The organism is Terribacillus sp. FSL K6-0262, from assembly GCF_037977385.1.
Taxonomy (GTDB): domain Bacteria; phylum Bacillota; class Bacilli; order Bacillales; family Amphibacillaceae; genus Terribacillus.
Genome location: NZ_CP150277.1, coordinates 725,297 through 744,079, shown reverse-complemented (window position 1 = coordinate 744,079; position 18,783 = coordinate 725,297). Strand labels below are relative to the sequence as shown.

At 45.8% G+C, this 18,783-nt stretch carries 15 protein-coding genes, 11 tRNA genes and 1 riboswitch; of the genes, 19 read left to right on the top strand and 7 right to left on the bottom strand.

Translation table 11 applies throughout. The annotated features are described in order from the left end of the window. Nucleotides 1-17: 17 nt before the first annotated feature. The 11 genes from MHI54_RS03785 (at nucleotide 18) to MHI54_RS03735 (ending at nucleotide 1,177) form a co-directional block, all read left to right on the top strand. Nucleotides 18-92, top strand: a tRNA-Glu gene (locus tag MHI54_RS03785). 20 nt (nucleotides 93-112) lie between these two features. Continuing rightward, nucleotides 113-188 (top strand) — tRNA-Val (locus tag MHI54_RS03780). Nucleotides 189-223: 35 nt separating this feature from the next. Next, a tRNA-Met gene (locus MHI54_RS03775) sits at nucleotides 224-298 on the top strand. 123 nt (nucleotides 299-421) lie between these two features. Further along, nucleotides 422-498 (top strand) — tRNA-Asp (locus tag MHI54_RS03770). Between the two features lie 21 nt (nucleotides 499-519). Beyond that, nucleotides 520-592, top strand: a tRNA-Phe gene (locus MHI54_RS03765). Between the two features lie 8 nt (nucleotides 593-600). Then, a tRNA-Tyr gene (locus tag MHI54_RS03760) sits at nucleotides 601-686 on the top strand. Between the two features lies 1 nt (nucleotide 687). After that, nucleotides 688-761, top strand: a tRNA-Trp gene (locus tag MHI54_RS03755). Between the two features lie 15 nt (nucleotides 762-776). After that, nucleotides 777-851: transfer RNA gene (locus MHI54_RS03750), tRNA-His, on the top strand. A gap of 73 nt (nucleotides 852-924) precedes the next feature. Beyond that, nucleotides 925-999: transfer RNA gene (locus MHI54_RS03745), tRNA-Gly, on the top strand. Between the two features lie 4 nt (nucleotides 1,000-1,003). Continuing rightward, nucleotides 1,004-1,077 (top strand) — tRNA-Cys (locus tag MHI54_RS03740). An 18-nt stretch (nucleotides 1,078-1,095) separates the two neighbouring features. Next, nucleotides 1,096-1,177 (top strand) — tRNA-Leu (locus MHI54_RS03735). A 166-nt stretch (nucleotides 1,178-1,343) separates the two neighbouring features. Here MHI54_RS03735 and MHI54_RS03730 read toward each other — a convergent pair. Together MHI54_RS03730 and MHI54_RS03725 are read right to left on the bottom strand one after the other, a co-directional pair. Further along, nucleotides 1,344-2,804 carry a carbon starvation CstA family protein gene (locus MHI54_RS03730; protein ID WP_095216844.1) on the bottom strand — a complete coding sequence of 487 codons (1,461 nt, stop codon included), beginning with the start codon at nucleotides 2,802-2,804 and terminating at the stop codon, nucleotides 1,344-1,346. Nucleotides 2,805-3,145: 341 nt separating this feature from the next. Continuing rightward, entirely contained in the window at nucleotides 3,146-4,216 is a 1,071-nt protein-coding gene (locus MHI54_RS03725) for an aldo/keto reductase (RefSeq protein WP_095216850.1), read from the bottom strand. Nucleotides 4,217-4,425: 209 nt separating this feature from the next. Between MHI54_RS03725 and MHI54_RS03720 the strand changes: the two genes are divergently transcribed. Both MHI54_RS03720 and MHI54_RS03715 read left to right on the top strand, forming a co-directional pair. Then, nucleotides 4,426-5,619, top strand: coding sequence for a hypothetical protein (locus MHI54_RS03720; protein WP_095216843.1), 1,194 nt, complete (start codon nucleotides 4,426-4,428; stop codon nucleotides 5,617-5,619). Nucleotides 5,620-5,634: 15 nt separating this feature from the next. Then, entirely contained in the window at nucleotides 5,635-6,864 is a 1,230-nt protein-coding gene (locus MHI54_RS03715; protein WP_095216842.1) for a Zn-dependent hydrolase, read from the top strand. 142 nt (nucleotides 6,865-7,006) lie between these two features. On the opposite strand, the gene MHI54_RS03710 is transcribed toward MHI54_RS03715, so the two are convergent. Next, nucleotides 7,007-8,419 carry a hypothetical protein gene (locus MHI54_RS03710; RefSeq protein WP_340082330.1) on the bottom strand — a complete coding sequence of 471 codons (1,413 nt, stop codon included), beginning with the start codon at nucleotides 8,417-8,419 and terminating at the stop codon, nucleotides 7,007-7,009. Between the two features lie 320 nt (nucleotides 8,420-8,739). Here MHI54_RS03710 and MHI54_RS03705 point away from each other — a divergent pair, with 320 nt between their 5' ends. Further along, complete coding sequence (locus MHI54_RS03705) at nucleotides 8,740-10,839, top strand: 5'-nucleotidase C-terminal domain-containing protein (RefSeq protein ID WP_340082329.1); 2,100 nt, start codon at nucleotides 8,740-8,742, stop codon at nucleotides 10,837-10,839. A gap of 44 nt (nucleotides 10,840-10,883) precedes the next feature. Here the strand turns inward: MHI54_RS03705 and MHI54_RS03700 are convergent, their stop codons facing one another. Together MHI54_RS03700 and MHI54_RS03695 are read right to left on the bottom strand one after the other, a co-directional pair. Next, on the bottom strand, nucleotides 10,884-12,083 hold the full coding sequence (locus MHI54_RS03700; protein WP_095216840.1) for a DUF4317 domain-containing protein: 1,200 nt from the start codon (nucleotides 12,081-12,083) through the stop codon (nucleotides 10,884-10,886). Nucleotides 12,084-12,210: 127 nt separating this feature from the next. Further along, nucleotides 12,211-12,870, bottom strand: coding sequence for a DUF3885 domain-containing protein (locus MHI54_RS03695; protein WP_340082328.1), 660 nt, complete (start codon nucleotides 12,868-12,870; stop codon nucleotides 12,211-12,213). A gap of 83 nt (nucleotides 12,871-12,953) precedes the next feature. Between MHI54_RS03695 and MHI54_RS03690 the strand changes: the two genes are divergently transcribed. Then, the gene (locus tag MHI54_RS03690) at nucleotides 12,954-13,448 is read left to right on the top strand and encodes a GNAT family N-acetyltransferase (RefSeq protein WP_340082327.1); all 495 of its coding nucleotides are present in this window, start codon (nucleotides 12,954-12,956) and stop codon (nucleotides 13,446-13,448) included. Nucleotides 13,449-13,478: 30 nt separating this feature from the next. Here the strand turns inward: MHI54_RS03690 and sfnG are convergent, their stop codons facing one another. Then, nucleotides 13,479-14,564 (bottom strand): dimethylsulfone monooxygenase SfnG, encoded by a 1,086-nt coding sequence (gene sfnG, locus MHI54_RS03685; protein ID WP_095216837.1) that lies wholly within the window; start codon nucleotides 14,562-14,564, stop codon nucleotides 13,479-13,481. A gap of 101 nt (nucleotides 14,565-14,665) precedes the next feature. Next, nucleotides 14,666-14,770: riboswitch (SAM riboswitch) on the bottom strand. A gap of 126 nt (nucleotides 14,771-14,896) precedes the next feature. On the opposite strand from sfnG, the gene dhaK reads away from it, so the two are divergent. Further along, a complete protein-coding gene (gene dhaK, locus MHI54_RS03680) occupies nucleotides 14,897-16,639 on the top strand; it encodes a dihydroxyacetone kinase subunit DhaK (protein WP_095216836.1) in 1,743 nt (580 codons plus the stop codon). 188 nt (nucleotides 16,640-16,827) lie between these two features. Here the strand turns inward: dhaK and MHI54_RS03675 are convergent, their stop codons facing one another. After that, a complete protein-coding gene (locus MHI54_RS03675; RefSeq protein ID WP_340082326.1) occupies nucleotides 16,828-17,409 on the bottom strand; it encodes an NAD(P)H-dependent oxidoreductase in 582 nt (193 codons plus the stop codon). 113 nt (nucleotides 17,410-17,522) lie between these two features. On the opposite strand from MHI54_RS03675, the gene MHI54_RS03670 reads away from it, so the two are divergent. From MHI54_RS03670 to MHI54_RS03660, 3 genes are all read left to right on the top strand, one after another. Further along, entirely contained in the window at nucleotides 17,523-17,876 is a 354-nt protein-coding gene (locus MHI54_RS03670) for a helix-turn-helix domain-containing protein (protein WP_340082325.1), read from the top strand. Nucleotides 17,877-17,982: 106 nt separating this feature from the next. Next, the gene (locus tag MHI54_RS03665) at nucleotides 17,983-18,438 is read left to right on the top strand and encodes a VOC family protein (protein ID WP_095216833.1); all 456 of its coding nucleotides are present in this window, start codon (nucleotides 17,983-17,985) and stop codon (nucleotides 18,436-18,438) included. After that, entirely contained in the window at nucleotides 18,417-18,590 is a 174-nt protein-coding gene (locus MHI54_RS03660) for a hypothetical protein (RefSeq protein ID WP_158221573.1), read from the top strand. The genes MHI54_RS03665 and MHI54_RS03660 overlap by 22 nt, the downstream gene beginning before the upstream one ends. Nucleotides 18,591-18,783: the final 193 nt, after the last annotated feature.

The window sequence follows — 18,783 nt, the reverse complement described above, 5'->3', positions numbered from 1 at the left end:
TCACAACATACATAGATGGCCCGTTGGTCAAGCGGTTAAGACACCGCCCTTTCACGGCGGTAACACGGGTTCGAATCCCGTACGGGTCACCATATATTTTCAAGACCAATCCGGAGGATTAGCTCAGCTGGGAGAGCATCTGCCTTACAAGCAGAGGGTCGGCGGTTCGAGCCCGTCATCCTCCACCATCTTTATCAGTTTCATAGAGAATACCTATCATCATCGCGGGGTGGAGCAGGGGTAGCTCGTCGGGCTCATAACCCGAAGGTCGCAGGTTCAAATCCTGCCCCCGCAACCATAATAATTCACTTACTACGTCGATATTTCTTCTTGGCTAGTGAAAAATGGGAGTACCTGAAGGGTGCGACGATAATGTTTTAATCGTGGTACACGAAGTGTGCAACCAAAGACATGATAAAGTGGTCCGGTAGTTCAGCTGGTTAGAATGCCTGCCTGTCACGCAGGAGGTCGCGGGTTCGAGTCCCGTCCGGACCGCCACTTATAAAATGAATACATAATGGCTCGGTAGCTCAGTCGGTAGAGCAACGGACTGAAAATCCGTGTGTCGGCGGTTCGATTCCGTCCCGAGCCACTCTCATCGGAGGGATAGCGAAGTTGGCCAAACGCGGCGGACTGTAAATCCGCTCCCATCGGGTTCGTAGGTTCGAGTCCTACTCCCTCCACCATAGGGGTATAGTTTAATGGTAGAACAGCGGTCTCCAAAACCGTCGGTGTGGGTTCAACTCCTACTACCCCTGCCATAACATATTGATCATGGCGGTCGTGGCGAAGGGGTTAACGCACCGGATTGTGGCTCCGGCATTCGTGGGTTCGATTCCCATCGATCGCCCTCCATATAGCTTTAGGCTATAGCCAAGTAAACAGGCAAGGATTCCATCGGAATCCTTCCAGCCTGACTTGCATGCGGAAGTAGTTCAGTGGTAGAACACCACCTTGCCAAGGTGGGGGTCGCGGGTTCGAATCCCGTCTTCCGCTCCAAATTGGCGGCATAGCCAAGTGGTAAGGCAAAGGTCTGCAACACCTTGATCACCGGTTCAAATCCGGTTGCCGCCTCCATAAGAAAATCATGAACGTGCCGGTGTGGCGGAATTGGCAGACGCGCACGACTCAAAATCGTGTTCCTTCGGGAGTGTCGGTTCGACCCCGACCACCGGTATCACAAACTTACCGTATTGCCAAACGGTAAACAGAAAGACCCTGACGTAAAGTCAGGGTCTTTCTTTATTATATTTTTGAGGGAAAAAAAGTTCGCATATACATGTTCCAATGTATCTTTACTAGGAGTTAGGCTAAGGCAGTTACGCTTACCTAACTCCACTGAATTAGTTTATTTGTTCACTTTTATGAAGAGCAGGTACTTCCATATCGACAGCCAAATTCCCTCTGGAATTCATTCTTGCTTTCCAGAAGAACAGAGCAGTGATGACCAATGTCAGGATTATTCCACCTGTATGCGCTGCCTGATAGGATAAGCCAAACCCAAGGTTTCCATCATATAATATATAAGTTAAGACCATATCGGTAATGAATACCGCTGGAACTAGTGCAATGATATAATTTTTCTTTTTAACAAAAAGATACATAGTGCCTATCCAAAGCGCAAGTGCCGCAGTTCCTTGATTGGCAAACGAGAAGTAGCGCCATAAAAGATTAAAATCAATGGTCGTTAACCAGTAGGAAACTGCAAACATCGGTATCGCGATTGCTAACCGTTTGGCTGTTTTGGTCTGGCTCAAACTAATATAATCTGCAATTATATTACGTGCGGCCCGGAACGCTGTATCACCTGAGGTAATCGGTAACACCACTGCACCAAGGACGGCTATGGTACCGCCGACAGCTCCAAGTAAGGTCATGCTGACTTCACTGACTACCAGGGAAGCTGTCCCCTCATTTATTAATCCTTGAAGACTTTGTCCGTCGAATATAGCCATTGCGGCTGCTGCCCATATCATGGCAATAACACCTTCGGCAATCATCATGCCATAAAAAATGTAACGGCCTTGTTTTTCGTTTTGAGTTGTTCTTGATATAAGCGGTGATTGTGTTGCATGAAACCCTGATAAGGCACCACAAGTAATCGTTAAGAATAATATTGGGAAAATAGGTGAGTCGGCCGGATGCATGTTCGTTAATGATAATTCAGGAATTTTATAGCTGCTTAATAATAATGCGGCACCTACTGCAATTGTTCCAATGATCAATAGTGCTCCAAAGTACGGGTAGATGCGGCCGATAATCTTATCGATTGGGAGAATGGTAGACAAAAAATAATAAGCAAAGATAATGATGACAATGGCTATCAAAGCAACCCGGCCATCTATTAAATTATGCAATAATGACGCAGGTGTCGTAACAAATACTGTACCAACCAGCAATAATAACAGTAAAGCAAAAACGTTCACTAAATGACGGGAAACGCGACCTAAAAATCTTCCGGCAAGTTCCGGGATATGAGCACCTCGATTACGAATCGAGATCATACCAGTCAAGTAATCATGTACCGCTCCAGCGAATATAGAACCCAGAACGATCCATAAGAATGCTGCGGGACCATACAAGGCGCCCATGATCGGACCAAATATGGGACCGGTACCGGCAATGTTCAGTAATTGAATCAATGCGTTTTTCTGTTTGTTCATCGGGACATAATCTACACCGTCTTGATTAGCATATGCAGGTGTCTGCCGTTCTTCATTCGGTCCAAATACTTTTTCGACGTATTTTCCATACGTAAAATACGCTGCAACCAATGTTAATATTGCAACAAAAAAAGTAATCATCTTAGATCCCCTCCATGTTAGTGTATGTAAGCGTTATCATAATTGTATTATAAAAATCTTTATGAAGGAAGGAAAAATAACATGTCACGCTGCAGGGAATTCCCAGGGGCGAGAAATCGAAACATATATCAAATAGGATAAGCTAAATGCCATAAGTGTGATACTCTTTGATTTAATGTTACCTAAAGCATGACCAGTTAAAGATGAATTGTGGTAAAGAAGGATCGAAGGCGGCCAGAGGTTTTAAAGCAAGCTATGACTATGATTCACATCCTATGACATAAATAAAAATACCGAAAACAGAACTAAAGATCTGTTTTCGGTATTTTAAATGCCATCATTTAATCATCCAAGCCCATCGACTGTTTATACCCCTGCAAATACGCCATCTCTGCTGGACTTCCCATTTCAAAGCTGCTCATGGTCCGGTGCCAGAGTGGATAGATTGGTGCTGGACGAGCGGCTGATTCGATTAGGTCATGTTCTTCCTGTGTCAGCTTGATATCAAAGGAAGCTATGTCCTCTTTCAATTGCTGCTCGTTGCGGGCTGCAATGACGATCGGGCCTACGTTCGGACGGTCCTTGACCCAGGTGTAGGCGATTTGCGGCACAGATGCATCATGGCTGGCTGCTACTTCCTCCAGCGCATCGATCACTCGGTAGAGCCGTTCTTGGTCTTGCACCCAAGGCTCTGGCCATCCGCCGCCTTGACGGGTGTTTTCAGGTGCTGTTTTATTCCGTCCGATTTTCCCGTTTAGAAGGCCTTCCCCAAGAGGGCTCCAGATCATGTTGCCGATGCCGAGTTCCTTACCCGCCGGCAGCAGCTCATATTCGGCTTCACGAGCTTCAGGTGTGTAGTAGATTTGCTGTGTGATCGGGGGGATGTATCCAGGCTGCTGTGCCACGGTGAAGGTTCTCGCAAGTGCCCATCCGCTGTAGTTGGAGACTCCCCAATAACGGATTTTTCCTTTTCTGACGAGATTGGTCATCGTATCGATCGTTTCTTCAACCGGGGTGCGCCCATCCCATAAATGAACGAAAAACAAATCCAGATAATCCGTCCCAAGGCGTTGCAGTGATTGATCGATGGAGGCTTCGATATTGCTGCGGGAAGCTCCTCCGGTATTTGGTCCATCGCCTAGCTTGAAGCCTGTTTTGGAAGTGATCAATACTTCGTCTCTCCGGCCCTTGATGGCAGCGCCGAGTACACGTTCAGCATCACCTTTGGAATAGAGATTCGCCGTATCGAACATGTTGATTCCAGCTTCCAATGACATATCCACCATTCTGCGTGCCTCATCTTCTTTGACCTTTCCGGTTGCTTCAAAACCATTCGTACCGCTGAAGGGAATGGTCCCTAATATATATTTCGGAACACGCAGACCGGAATTTCCTAAATTGATATATTCCATGATATCCTCCTTCTGATAATCCATTTTAGATAGTTTTCCCAGCTAGAAAAGTAGTAAACTTTCAGGCTTAGTGTTTTTCATTGGTCATTTTTCATATAAAATTGACTGAAAACTACAAATATATTATTATTTTTATATGTCGGACATATTTGAATATTTATTATTTTTTATATTTACGACAACTTTATAATAGAAGTTAGGAGATCCTTATGTCGCAATTATTAGCTTTGGTAATACTTACCCTTATTTTATTCATCGGGGATCTGGTCGCAGTCCGTACGAAGGCTTGGGTACCGTCAGTCTTCGTTTGTGCGATTCTATTTCTCTTGGGATATTGGACGTTCTTCCCAAAGGATATCGTGTCAGTGGCTGGTGTTCCGCCAGTTGTCGCAACGATGATGATGTACTTATTGATCACCAATATGGGAACCTTGCTGTCTCTTAAAGAATTGAAAGCACAGTGGAAAACAATCGTGATTGCTTTATCAGGTATTTTAGGTATCGTGGCTTTATTGATGACTGTCGGAACGCTGATATTTGGCTTTGAGACGATGGTCGTGGCAATTCCGCCTTTGGTCGGCGGGGTGGTGTCGTCCTTGATCATGTCTGATGCAGCCAGTGCGGCAGGACTTTCATCATTGGCCGTATTTGCCATCGTCATTTATGTCATTCAAGGATTTGCTGGCTATCCGATCACATCGGTAGTGCTCAAAAAGGAAGGGAAGCGTCTGCTGCAGCTTTATCGAAATGGCGACCTGAAAACAGATGTGCCTGATAAGGCGAAAGAAGAAATAGCTGTCACTGCGGAAGCTGGACCATCAAGATGGAAAGTGCCCGAAAAGTATAACACTGATTTCTTCAAGTTTTTCAAGCTGGCACTTGTTTCTTATGCAGCGTACCTTGTATCCACTGCCTTGGCACCTGTCGTGGAAATCAGTCCATTCGTGCTTTGTCTGCTGTTTGGAGTGATTGCCACCAGTGCCGGTTTCCTTGAAAAGCAGGCATTGCAAAAAGCGAATGGTTTTGGGATTGCTATCCTGGTACTGATGCTGTTCATCTTCGACGGGTTGAATCAAGCTACTCCAAGTATGATGCTTGAAATCCTGTATCCATTAATCGGGACCATTGTGATCGGAGTTATCGGTATGTATATCTTCTCCTTCATTGCCGGCAAGATGTTAGGAGTTAGCAAGGATATGGCATTTGCTGTTTCTCTGACGGCACTTTACGGGTTCCCGGCAGATTATATTATTACTAATGAAGTAATCAAGTCCTTGACCGAAGATGAGAAGGAAAGAGAAGTATTGACAAGCCGTATGCTGCCGCCGATGCTAGTCGGAGGGTTCATCACGGTGACCATCGTATCAGTCGTATTGGCGGGAATATTCGTTAGCTTCTTGTAATGGAGGAATGGAAGAATGAGTGAAATGAAGGAACGGATCGAAAAACATATCGAAGCATTGGAACAGTTTACGGCAACACCTGGCAATGGCACCACAAGGCTCACATACAGTAAGGAGGATCTGCAAGCCCGCACTTATATAAAAGAACAAATGGAAGCATCAGGATTGACCGTAGCCGAAGATGGCTTTGGCAATATATTCGGGAAGCTGGAGGGTACTGCCCCCGATGCCCCAAGCGTGATGATAGGTTCTCATTTTGACTCAGTGCCGAATGGAGGGGCCTATGATGGCCCGGCGGGAGTAGTTGCAGCCCTTGAGGTGGCGGAGCTTTTCAGAAAGAACGGATTGAAGCCGAAATATCCGCTTGAAATCGTAGCTCTGGTGGAGGAAGAAGGCTCCCGTTTTGGCGGCGGATTGATGGGTTCCCGAGGCATCACTGGTTTGCTGAGTGAAGCTGATTTTAACAGCTTAAGGGATAGGGATGGCATTTCCGCAGCAGAAGCAATGCAGCGGATAGGCTTAAATCCATCGCTGCCAAAAGGAAGAGATCCAAAAACAATGAAGGCCTTTCTGGAGTTACATATCGAGCAAGGGCCGATTTTGGAAGAAAAGAACATGCAGATCGGCGTAGTAGAGACGATCGTCGGTTTGACTCAATATGAAGTGACAGTGAAAGGACAGGCTGGACATGCAGGAACAACTCCCATGGACCGTCGCGCAGATGCCTTGGTGACTGCAGCGAAAATCATCAGTCAGCTGTCTGGACTGGCTGTTGAAGAGGGGAATGGCACCGTACTTACGACAGGGCGTCTGCATGTATTTCCGAATGGAGCGAACGTCATTCCCGATAAAGTTGTATTTACGGTCGATATCCGAGCAGGGAAAGAAGAAAGTGTTCAAAATGTGATTGCAAAAATGAAGGAATGCTTGGATCTCCATCAAGGGAATGGAATAGAAGTGCAGTCCGAGGAGCAGCTATATATGCAGCCTAAGCTGCTGAATGAAAAAATCCGTACGCTATTAAAAGATAGGAGCAGTGCATGCAATGCTTCCTATTGTTCCATCAATAGCGGAGCTGGACATGATGCAATGGTCTTTTCCGATTTTACGGATGTCGGCATGTTATTCATTCCTAGCAAAGCCGGGCTGAGTCACTGTCCGGAAGAATGGTCGGACTCAAGGGATATAGCTAAGGCGACGGAGATATTTTATGAGGCAGCGAAGGAATTGACGGAGGCCGAATGAAGCGTCAGCATTTGGGCTTCGGGTAAGGCAAGCTCTTTAATGGGAATAGGGATAAGCCGCACATATTGGGAAAAGAGTTAGGCATCATCTAAGTGATGCCTAACTCTTTTTTAGGTGACTATTGGTGATTAATTCTATGTTCTTACTTCGTACTCATCCATTCAAATGCGCTGCGATTCAGCTTTCCAGCTCCAGCTCCATCGGATGAAGTGAGCTGATTCATCAAGTTCGCAGGGTCGTCTGTGCTATAACTGTATGGAAGTTTGCTGAATCCATTCCAGGAGAATGGGATCGCCGGCGCCGGCTCCGGAGCCAGCGGACTGCCGCTGGTTGTACTGTCGCCGCGGAATGTATCACCGTCATTACTGTAGATCGTATCCAGCGCTAGTATTTTTCCGGTATAAGAACTATCGGCGGCATCCTTCTGATTGTTTTTCACCGGCTGTGTGACATCCTTGATTACTGATTTCTCCAAAAGCAAAGCACCGCCTTCTGTGGAGATGGCACCATTACTTGTAACGGTAAAGTGATACCCTTTCGATTTGATGGCTTTACTCATGCTGGAGGTGATTTTGTTTTTGGCCTCCACAAGTCCTGTATTATGCATGACGATATTGTAGGCATGGGCATTGCCGCCCCGTAGGCGTGGTATCCTATCCTGTATATTTTCGTAATAATTATGATGAAGCGTGATTTCCAGATCGGCATTATCAGATGCGAAGGATGATGCTCCAATCAGATGGGATTTCTTTTGCCCGGAAGCAATATCGATGATATCGTCCTTGCTTAGGCCGACTGCACTGCTGCGAAGATAGGCATACATTGGGTAGGATGCTTTATTCTTCTCCATAGCATTGATCTGTTGTGTCACCCAGCTATCGGACCCCTTGTCATCCCCTTTGAATGCGGACCAAGAAATGGTGACACCATTGCTGCCTTTTTTAACATCGACGATGCCATCATAGGCTTTATGGAAGGTACTATGGTCGATCCAGACGCCCTTGCTTGCACCTTCAATCGTGATGTAATCCCAATCGTTCCTATCATAGTCTCCTTTTGTGGATTCATCCCATTCCCAGAGCTCATCAAATTCCAAATTGCGGATGATGATGTTTTTGCTTCGCTTGATAATGATGCCTGCGTGTTTTATCTTGGAGCCATTCTTTGAGAAAATCGTCAAGCCGTCGAAGCCGTCAATTGTAAGCTTGCTTACACCGCTCTTTTTCAACACAGGATGCGTCAGTGGTGCATTATGCTGAGAGAATGGCGATGTCTTGGCAGAAGAAGGAAGTTCATTCCACCCCAGATCAAGATCATTCATGATTTCGATGACTTTTACATCGGAACCTTTCTTAAGTGCTTTGGCAAGATCGGCCGCATTATACACTTTTCTGTATGATGGATCTGTCTCTTCCAGTACACCGCCCCCTGTCGTACCCTGGGCAAAGCCTGTCAGGCTATAGTTGTTTTCTGCATGGGCAGTTGGATTAAATGGCAGCAACCCTAAGATTGCGGCTAGACACGCCCAGGTCATCCACTTGACAACTCTTTTCAATCGAGCCACCTCCCTGTTTATGTAAAAAAATGTAAAATACAAATATTAAGTTATCATAATATCCATCAGCCTCATACTACTTTTTCTAAATTGCATAATGATAAGTAATATAAAATACTTATTTTATTGGTTATTAATTCCAATTATTTAGGATTTTAGAAGTTAACATCTGAATTTTTAAATATTTTCAGATATTCACAATCTCTTCATGATAAATTAATAGTAATTCTCTACACTGATAGGGAAGAGTCGACAAATGCAGCGAGGCGGATTTTGGTATCATCTGTCGGCTTTATTATTTATTTGGGGGTATCTGAAATATGGTGCATAAGAAGCGTTTAAGATTTTCACTTAGTGCTGCTGCAATCATTGCTTTTCTATCATCGATCGTTTTGCCAACTGGTACATATGCAGCCGAGGAGGAAGAAAACTTCTCGTTGACCATCATGCATATGAACGATACGCATGCGCATGTGGAGCCGCTGCCGAATATGATCACTGCGATCAAGGAAGTGCGTGCGGAGCATCCGGATGCATTGCTGTTTAACGCTGGAGATGTTTTTTCCGGCACCCTGTATTTCAATCAGTTCAAGGGACAAGCGGATTTGGCACTTTTAAATATGATGGACATTGATGCGATGACTTTCGGGAACCATGAATTCGATTTGGGTTCCAGTGAAAACGGGCATAAGTCGCTATCCGAATTCATTGCCGGAGCGGACTTCCCTTTCATCTCAGCCAATGTCGATTTTTCTGGGGATGCTTATGTAGGAAGCAAAGTGAGCGACACCTTCACGGAAGATGCACAGGACAGCATGATATATGACGGCATGGTGAAAGAAGTGAATGGGGAGAAGATAGGGATTTTTGGATTGACGACAGAGGAAACGCTGCAAACGTCCAGTCCTGTTAATGCGACAATCTCTAATTATGCTGCGGAAGCAGAGCGGGCAGTGGCTGCTTTTGAGGAAATGGGTGTCGATAAGATTGTGGCACTTACCCATATCGGCTATGACAGCAACCCTGCAGTGGGTAATGATCTGATGCTGGCAGAGCAAGTCGATGGCATCGATGTCATTGTCGGGGGTCATTCCCATACAAAATTGGAGCAGCCAACTGTAGTCGATACGGATGAAAACGGCGAGGCAAAAGATCCCACTGTCATTGTCCAGGCCTATCAATATGCTGAAAACCTCGGGGAATTGGATGTCGAGTTCAATGATCAAGGGCAAGTGGTAGGCTATGAAGGGCGTTTGATCGACGTCACGGAAAAGCAAGCAGATCCGGACGCAGTAAGTGTGCTTGCTTCGTATAAGAATGAAGTCGACCAGGTTTCCAACGAGGAAATAGGCGCTGTTGCCCTGAAACCTCTTACAAATCCAAGACTTTCCGATAGTGACGTGAGTGTCCGGGCCGATGAGACAGAACTAGGCAACTTGATCACGGATGCCATGCTTGCCAAAGCACAGGAGAAAATGCCGGAAGTTGCGATTGCCATGCAAAATGGCGGGGGCATCCGAGCACCGATTGATCAGGGTCCGATCACCGTCGGGGAAGTGATTGCTGTATTACCTTTTGGCAATGATCCTGCTGTGGTGCATTTGAGCGGTGACGAAATCAAGCAGATCCTGGAATATAGCGTTCGTTTGGCCCCGGAAGAAAGCGGCGGCTTCCTGCAGGTTTCAGGCATGAAGTTCACTTATGACAGTACCAAGGAAGCGGGTTCCCGTGTCGTAAGCATGCAAGTGAAACAAGGCGACGTGTATGCAGATATCCAGCCAGATCAGATGTACGCTGTGACAACAAATAACTTCACCGCAAAAGGCGGGGATGGTTATGATGTATTCGCCCAAGCATATGCAGAAGGTCGTGTGCAAGACCTTGGGGAAATAGACTGGGAGCAATTCCGTGATTATATGGTGGAGGATTTGAACGGGGAAGTGAACCCAGTGATTGAAGGACGTATTACGGATCTGGAGGGCAAAGAGCCAGAGGCGTCTGAACCGCCAGAGGAGCCGAAAGACGAAGCTCCGGAATCTCCAGAAACACCAGATCCGAATGAAGAAACACCAGACTCTAATGAAAAGACACCAGATCCGAAGGACAATGGTGATAAAGAGGAGGATCCAGGGGACGATAAGCCGCAGGAAGATCCGGAAGATGACAATGAACCGGCAGACCAAGACAAAAATGATCAAAATGATAAAAGCAATGCACCTTCGCCAAGCGGCCATGATAACGGAGGGAATAATAGCGGCCAGGGCGGCGGCAAAGCCTTTGACGGCGGTGCGGAGCAGGTCAGCGGAAATAAACTGCCTGACACGGCAACGAATATGTATACGTACATGCTGGCCGGGGCGGCATTGCTTGCTGCCGGAGCAGTTCTCTTTATCTTCAAAAGAAGGAAAGCAAAAGCCTGATCAATACAAATAAGGATGCTGCATCACGCAGCATCCTTATTGCTTTATAACTGTTCGGCTTCTTCTTTATTCATTTTATTCACCAAAGCTTCTTCCGCCATTTTAAATCCTTCAATGACAGTATCCTCTTCCACTTCGATCATGATGCAGCGTTTGTTGTTGAACACAACTTGCCGTACGTAACGCAGATCTTCCGGGCTGATGGCGATATTGGCTACCTTTGTTTTGATTTTGATGGATTTGGAGTTGTACTTTGGCAGTACGCTGGTTGCTTTCATTTCATATTTCTCATCGTCGATGACTTTTTGATAGGCGGTCTCCACTTTTTCGGGGGTCACGTCTTCCACACCGCTCATCGTCAGAACGCGTTGAATATCCTGCCGGTCGAGTTTCGGTGGTTCATCTTCTTCATTTTCCTCGACCACACGGTTGATTTCTTCATAGACATTGGCGAGTGTCGAGGTGTTCAGCTGGTCTCCTGTGATATCCTTGACGATTTCCTCGAAAACGCTCTTGTCATCTTTTGCTGTCATGATTTCTTCGGCATTCAATACATTTTCGATGAACGCTGTATCCGGTTCAAAGGCCTTTGCCGTTGAATAAAGGACGTGGTTGACATCAGCCGCGCTGTCATTAAAGCATGGGAAGAGGAAGCCGGATAACGGGGACTGCAGATTGATGACTGGATCGACTGTCACATTATACTTGAACTCCCGCTCCACATAATCGAATTGCAATTCCTTCTTCGGCTCCTGTGTCTTGTTGATGCTGCAAAGCAGGAATTGATGGGAATACATCGTGTCATTGGCGCTTTCCTCTGATTCCTCGCTTTGGCGTTTTTGGGCTTTCAGGTATTCCGCCTTGATGAAACTGATGACAACATCATGCTCATACTGCCTGTCCTGCAGCATTTTGGCAACAAGGCGGAGCATGTCATTGGCCCATTCCTCGACATCATTCGTGAGCAGGCCGCGATGCAGGATGAACTGACTGCTGTCCTCGGCATCCCGTTTGAATTTCAATTCGAATAATTTCTCATCGAGCTGTCCGGCCAGTACCTTCTTGAAATTGCCAAGAAAAAGTTCCTGCTGGTCTTCATCCAGCATATCGAATGGCATACGCTCATGATGATAAATGTCGCTTGATTCTTTCATGATATATACATTGAATATATCCGAGATTTTGAGCTTATCATTGCCTTTTTTGAATTGTCTTCGGATAGTTGCGATATCTTTTTTATTCATATTGATTCCCGTTCCTTATCGATAGAGTGAATTGCGCGTTCACTTATTTTAACATAGACATAGGCTGCGAAACGGCACTTTTATTGTAGAGTTTTGAATTATATTCTTATTGATATGAAGAAATCGATTAGCGATTTAGATGGACAGGGAGCTGTTCATCCCTTGTCTTTATATCATATGTATAGCCTGAAAGCCGACTTGATAAAGACTCCAATGCTGCTGGCTCTTTTGCAACCACCTCGCATCCGCGATCATCATAGATGAAAAAGATGATATCCTTGCTTTTGTTGATAAAAAAGATGTCGGGGTAGCCGGCATGCGCTTTGAATCTCGGTTTAAGGGGAGGGAAATCCTTATTGCATGCAGCTTTCAGCAGCGCTGGAATCCGGATATCAGCTGGTCTGCACTTGAGGGAAAACTGCTGGTATTCGAACAGACTTTCATCTTCAAACGGGTAAGGCAATGTGTGAGCCCGAATCTGATAGAGCAACTTTTTCCTTCTTATAAATGGTCTAAATAGATTTGTCTTCTTTATTCGTCCACGTTTCCCCTTATATAGATTGGCAGCTAGATAAAGCTCATCGTCTGAATCAAATAAATGCCTGAGAATGGTCAATGCTTGATGATAGACGAGATGGAACAGATCCATATTGAGCTGGTCATTGTCCAGTAATTGATGGCTATCTCCGCCGAGCGCTATATGCATGCCAGTATGCCATCGATGATAAATGCTTGGTACTAGTTCAAGATCGGCAAAGCAGACTGCGAGATAGTCTTTTGCATGCATGTCAATCACTCCTTCCTTGGAGAGCTAGTGTAGTATAATGATTATATAATGATATTGTTTGAAAATGGCAGGGGATAAATAATATGGACATTCACTTTACTGTACCACATCGAGAGGATTTAGAAGAACTGATGGATATTGAATATGCTGGCTTCACACCTGATGAAGCGGCGACGAAAGAAGCCATGCTGGAGAGGATTGAGATTATAGCAGATTCATTCATCGTGGCAAGAGATAGCCGCGATAAGATCCTCGGCTATGTCGTCGGTCCAGTCATACCTCAGCGTTATATCACAGATGAATTGTTTGAACATACAATCCCTAATCCGCCAAGCGGGGGATTTCAAAGCATACTCAGTTTGGCGGTGCATCCTCACCATAGAGGGAAAGGGATTGCGGTAAAGCTGTTAAATGAATTGGAAAAAATGTGTGTGAGATATCAAAGGCAGGGAATCACCCTGACATGCTTGGATCATTTGGTGCCTTTCTATGAGGCAAGTGGGTACTGTAATGAGGGGGAATCAGCTTCTGAGCATGCGGGTAAAGTTTGGTTCAACTTGGTGAAAAGCTTAAAGTGATTGCTCCTGTGCATAAGTGAACAGCCCACATCAAGTGGGCTGTTTTGCATGTGTCAAAGCTGCTTCCCTTTCACGGACGAGCGGGATGACTTGACGACCGAAGCGCTCCAAATCCTCTTCATAATGGAAGTGGCCGGTCAGGACAAGGTCGACACCGATTTGTTTCAAGCGGATGATTTGGTCGGCTACTTGTTCGGCTGTACCGATCAGACCGGTTTTGAAGCCGTCATTATATTGGACAAGGTCCTCAAAAGAGGAGTCTGCCCACATGCCTTGCTTGCTGCGTGTTGCCTGGCCTGCGTCCTTGACGGATTCCCGGAATCCTTCCACGGCTTCATCATCGGCGTGCGCTACGATGTCACGCAGAAGGGATACGGCTTCTTCTTCTGTGTCCCGGACGATGGCAAAGCCGTTTACGGCGAATTTGACATCCCGTCCTTGTTTGGCTGCTCGGGCTTTTACATCCTGGATTTGCTGCTGGAACCCCTCCAGTGTATTGCCATTCATGAAATAATAATCGGAAACACGGGCAGCCATGTCCCTGGCAACCTCTGAATTACCGCCCTGGAAGATTGGAATCCGATTTTTGGGCTTTGGCTTCAATGGGGCATCCGTCAATCGATAAAAGTCTCCCCGATAGGTAGCTTGTTCTTCTTCCCACAATGCCCGAAGCACGCGGATGAATTCCTCGGAACGACGGTAGCGTTCATCATGATCGAGCCAATGCTCGCCGTAGCTGATGAATTCCTGCTTGAACCAGCCGCTGACGATATTCACAGCAGCACGGCCGCCGCTGATATGATCCAAAGTGGCAAGCATCTTGGCATAGACGCCTGGATGCCAAAGCCCAGGGTGGACAGCCGAAATAAGGTTCAGTTTCTCGGTGACACTGGCAAGGGCCGAGGCGAGTGTTATCGCCTCGAGCTGTTTGTCTGCACCATAGCTTGCGATGAAGCGTGTTTGCAGCAGGGCATATTCAAAGCCATTCTGTTCGGCGATTTGCGCATAGCGTTTATTTGCTTCGAAACTCCAATCCGTCTTTTGCGGCAGCTTGGAAATGACCAAACCGCCGCTCACATTTGGTACCCAATAAGCAAATTTCACATTCTTGGTCATGTTTACACTCCAATCAAGCTTGCTTATCAAGGCGTATACGAAAGCAGCCCTTCTCCATATAAAAGAGAAGGGCTGCCGGGTCTGTAACTATCCGTACACGCTTCTCATCTTCAGGATGCATCATCCTTCTGAAATTGGCACCGTGCTGCTGACAGTCGGTTGCCGAGGCTTCACAGGGTCAGTCCCTCCGCCTCTCTTGATAAGAAAACTATTTTTTTAGTGATTGTATCCAAACTTTTCAGACTTGTCAACCTAGTCTGTGCAATTCTTGATTCGTTCTGTTAAGCTGAAGGAAGATAGACACTTTTGCTTGGATAAGAGGAGGATGACCAATGAAGAAAATCATCAATCGCCCAGAGGATGTTGTCCTGGAAATGTGCCACGGGCTGGTATTGGCGCACCCGGAGCTCGAGTTATTGAAAAAGTATAAAGTGATCAAAAAGAAACGACCGCAAACGGATAAGGTGACGCTGATCAGCGGGGGCGGGAGCGGGCATGAGCCTTCGCATGCCGGTTTTGTCGGGGAAGGCATGCTGGATGCCGCGGTATGCGGTGATATGTTTGCTTCCCCTTCCCAAATCCAGGTGTATCAAGCGATCAAGGAGACAGCTGGTGAGAAGGGTACATTGCTCATCATCAAAAATTACAGCGGGGATATCATGAACTTCAAGAATGCAGCTCACCTGGCCAAGGAAGATGGACTGGAAGTGGATTATGTGAAGGTCGATGATGATATCGCGGTTGAGGATAGTTTATATACGGTCGGGAGGCGAGGTGTTGCCGGTGTCGTCCTTGTACATAAGATTGCCGGTGCAGCAGCAGCCGAGGGGCGCGACCTGCAGCAAGTGAAAGCCGCTGCCGAGAAGGCTGTTTCGCGGACACGCAGTATCGGCGTAGCCTTGACATCCTGCACCCTGCCTGGAGGCGAACCGACTTTCGAACTGGCAGAGGATGAGATGGAATACGGTGTGGGTATTCATGGGGAACCAGGGATAAGACGTGAAAAAGTACTGACAGCGGATGAATTGGCGAAACGTATGGTAGATGACTTACTGAAAGAAGGAGAGCCGGAAGAAGACGCGGCATTGCTGATCAATGGATTCGGCGGGACGCCATTGCAGGAGCTGTATCTGTTCAATCAGTCAGTCAATCGGGAACTGGCAGAGCGTCATATAAAAATAAACCGCATATTCGTCGGCAATTATATGACGAGCATCGATATGTCCGGTGTTTCGGTGACGATCATGTCACTTGATGAGGAGCTGCGCACGCTGCTTTCCAGCCATTCGGATACACCTGCTTTCAAGATCGACGGACCGGTCGAGCAGCCGCCATTTGAAGAGCGGGAAGAATCAGCGGAGGATGCGGTTGCTTCTTTCCGGGTGGAAACGGACAGTTCGTATGCACAAGTAAAAGAAGATTCCATCACGCTGGAAAATATCATCTACTTAGTCGATAAAATGAGTGAAATCATCATTGAGAATGAAGCGGCTTTCAATAAGCTGGATACACACGCGGGAGATGGCGATTTCGGAAATAGTGTGGCAAAAGGCTTCCGTCAATTGAAACGGGAGTGGAAGCAGATTCTCAGTCAAGATGATCTGACAATTGCACGCTTCCTCGACGACGCTTCCATGGTGATCATGGAGCATTGCGGGGGTGCTTCAGGTCCGATTTGGGGCGGAGCGTTCCGAGCTGCGGGTAAAGCGGCAGAAGGGAAAAACGAGCTTTCTGTACCAGCATTCGCTGATACGCTGCAGCGTATCGTCACGGCAATTCAGGATATCGGGGAACGTTCCTTCGGCCGCGGTGCGGAAGTTGGCGATAAGACATTGATCGATGCCCTCGCTCCATGTGCAGACAGCTGGCAGCAGAGTGCCGCAGCAGGTGAAGACGTGAAGGCTGCTTTCCGGAAGGGGGCGGATGCTGCGGTGAACGGAGCTGAAAAGACAAAGGAAATCGTTGCCCGGATGGGACGCGCCGGTACGGTAGGGGAGCGCAGCCTTGGCTATCCGGACGCCGGGGCGCATGCTCTGGGAGTCATCTTTACCAAGTTGGCGGAAAGTCTGGAATGATGGATAAACAGTCAAATTGGAAGAACCGAGATAAATGGAGATTAGAATAGGGCCGTGGAGAAAGTTCCACAGCCTTTTACATACGTCAGAATCAGTCATTCCCGGCAACATCTTTGCAGCATTTAATTCAGAAGGAACTCTGGTCATTCGAGTTGCTGAAGCCCCTCATGGAAGGCTTTGGATTGACCTTATATCATTTGAGGAAGTTCTTTTAAAAATAGATGTCTATTATCATCAGTTGTCAAGTTCACCCTAGAAAAATTAATCCATTTAGTATGTTCGTTTTTAATTCCGAGATCAGCAAGAGTTCGATTTATAAAAACACCTTGAATAGCATTCCCTGCTTCATTTTCAAGATACTCTTTTTCCGATGTAGAAGTGGTGATGACGGTTGTTTTTCTTATGTTGGTCAATAATCCAGTCAAAGCACCTGTTTCTTTAGTTTCTAAGATAGCAAAACCCGATAGCATTACTTTATCGATGAAACCTTTTAATATGGCTGGTAAATCCCACCACCAAACAGGAAAAATAAAAATCAACTCAGTTGCTTGGTTTAGTAGTTTTTGATATTGCTTAACTAATTCGTATGGCGTTTCACCCTTATTAAAAAACTTTAATTCTTCTGCGGTAAATGCTGGATTAAATTCATCTTTATACAGATCTATCACTTGGAATGTTTCTTTCTTTGATTCTAAATCTTTTGTGATCGAAGTTAAAATTGCATGGTTAAAGCTACCTTCCCAGGGGTGTGCATAAATAATTGTTTTCATTTCCTATTCCTCCTATATTGTGTTCTTTATATCTGCATTCATTTTATTTCGGGTTTTGACTCTAAACAAGTATGGTAATGAAAGTGCGATACTAACCAAAAGGAGAGTGTGAAATGGATATACGATCATTCGGATATAATGGGGATTTGAAAAATACTGGATTTGGATACACTTTGTCATTGATAGGTGGAAAATATAAAATGATAATTTTATATACCCTATATACAAGTAATGGACCGATTCGTTACACCGAGTTAAAACGTGTGATTGATAAAATCTCATATAAATCCTTGACCAATACGTTAAAGGAATTAGAAAAGGATCAATTGATAGTTAGAAAAGAATATGCGCAAGTTCCTCCAAAAGTAGAATATAGTTTATCAGAACAAGGAAAATCATTGATTCCTGTATTAGATGCGATTTGTTATTGGGGTGAAAAGCAATTGGAAGATAGAAAAATTAACTGAATAAATAATATATCGATACTAAATCATGGTGGGGTATGAATTATATCAGCATTTCTATTTTTAGTTGTTATATTCTGATTATACAATCAAGGAAGGAGTGTTTTATTTGATAGAAGGATTATATGAAGCACATCTGCCAGTAAGTGATTTAAAGGAATCCATTGCATTCTATGAGGGACTGGGACTCGAACTCTCCCATATCCATGAGGATAGATTGGCATTCTTTTGGATAAAAAAGGGCCACAGCTGGCTTGGTCTCTGGGAATCGGACAAGGCAGAGCTTGATTATCATCCATCGATCAGGCATGTCGCATTTCAAGTAAGCTTGGAGAATCTGAAACGTGCCTCGGAGTGGTTGAGGGAAAGAGGATATCGGCCAAGGGAGGCGTTTGGCTTCGGCCCTCATGAGCCTTTTGTGATGGCACATGATGGAATGGCACATGCGAAGATTCATTTCAATGATTTGGATGGGAATAGTCTGGAGCTTATCTCGAAGATGGAAAATCCCAACAATGTAACAGCAAGGATGTATTTGAGTGAATGGGAGAAAGACAATGCCTAGGGCAGGTACCGGGGAAAAGGCGGGATGGCCATTATTTGACGAATCAGCTGGCAGAAGCTCTATGCCAATTCTCCAAGCACCTATGGCATATGGCAGGAGGCAGGACGAAAACGTATCCGAAGCAGGCGGCTCAAGTGTTATCTGGAAGCTGACAGAACCTGCCATCAATCCCCCTTTAGTATCAGCTTATTATTCCGGCACGTTGAAAATCTGCAGCAGCGCAAGACAATGCTGGAGAAACAATGTATTTATGATGCGGGCAGCACCCAAATTCCGAAAGAGCCATCACTATTCAGGAACAGAAGCATAAACTAGTGGACGAAGCATAAATAAGATTACGGATGA